Origin of the sequence: Streptomyces sp. NPDC057099, from assembly GCF_042671245.1 — a bacterium.
Classification (GTDB): domain Bacteria; phylum Actinomycetota; class Actinomycetes; order Streptomycetales; family Streptomycetaceae; genus Streptomyces; species Streptomyces purpurascens.
The window spans coordinates 1-1001 of the sequence record NZ_JBHUTX010000135.1 but is presented as its reverse complement, the minus strand read 5'-3'; the positions used below and the strand labels follow the sequence as shown (position 1 = coordinate 1001).

Annotated in this window: 1 rRNA gene; it reads left to right on the top strand. The window is 56.6% G+C overall.

Annotation, left to right across the window (positions count from 1 at the left end):
- Positions 1 to 1001, top strand: a 23S ribosomal RNA gene (locus tag ACFT4A_RS42555); the annotation flags it as partial.

Below are 1001 nucleotides of genomic sequence, written 5' to 3'. Positions count from 1 at the left end.
TCAGCGGCTCGTTTGAGAGACACCCAAGTAGCACGGGGCCCGAGAAATCCCGTGTGAATCTGGCGGGACCACCCGCTAAGCCTAAATATTCCCTGGTGACCGATAGCGGATAGTACCGTGAGGGAATGGTGAAAAGTACCGCGGGAGCGGAGTGAAATAGTACCTGAAACCGTGTGCCTACAAGCCGTGGGAGCGTCGGGCAAGCACTTGTGCTTGCCTCGTGACTGCGTGCCTTTTGAAGAATGAGCCTGCGAGTTTGCGGTGTGTTGCGAGGTTAACCCGGGTGGGGAAGCCGTAGCGAAAGCGAGTCCGAATAGGGCGTTTCAGTAGCACGCTCAAGACCCGAAGCGGAGTGATCTAGCCATGGGCAGGTTGAAGCGGAGGTAAGACTTCGTGGAGGACCGAACCCACCAGGGTTGAAAACCTGGGGGATGACCTGTGGTTAGGGGTGAAAGGCCAATCAAACTCCGTGATAGCTGGTTCTCCCCGAAATGCATTTAGGTGCAGCGTCGTGTGTTTCTTGCCGGAGGTAGAGCACTGGATAGGCGATGGGCCCTACCGGGTTACTGACCTTAGCCAAACTCCGAATGCCGGTAAGTGAGAGCGCGGCAGTGAGACTGTGGGGGATAAGCTCCATGGTCGAGAGGGAAACAGCCCAGAGCATCGACTAAGGCCCCTAAGCGTACGCTAAGTGGGAAAGGATGTGGAGTCGCAGAGACAACCAGGAGGTTGGCTTAGAAGCAGCCACCCTTGAAAGAGTGCGTAATAGCTCACTGGTCTAGTGATTCCGCGCCGACAATGTAGCGGGGCTCAAGCGTACCGCCGAAGTCGTGTCATTCGTACAACAGCCCCAACGGGTGTACGGATGGGTAGGGGAGCGTCGTGTGCCGGGTGAAGCAGCCGCGTAAGCGAGTTGTGGACGGTTCACGAGTGAGAATGCAGGCATGAGTAGCGATACAAACGTGAGAAACGTTTGCGCCGATTGACTAAGGGTTCCTGGG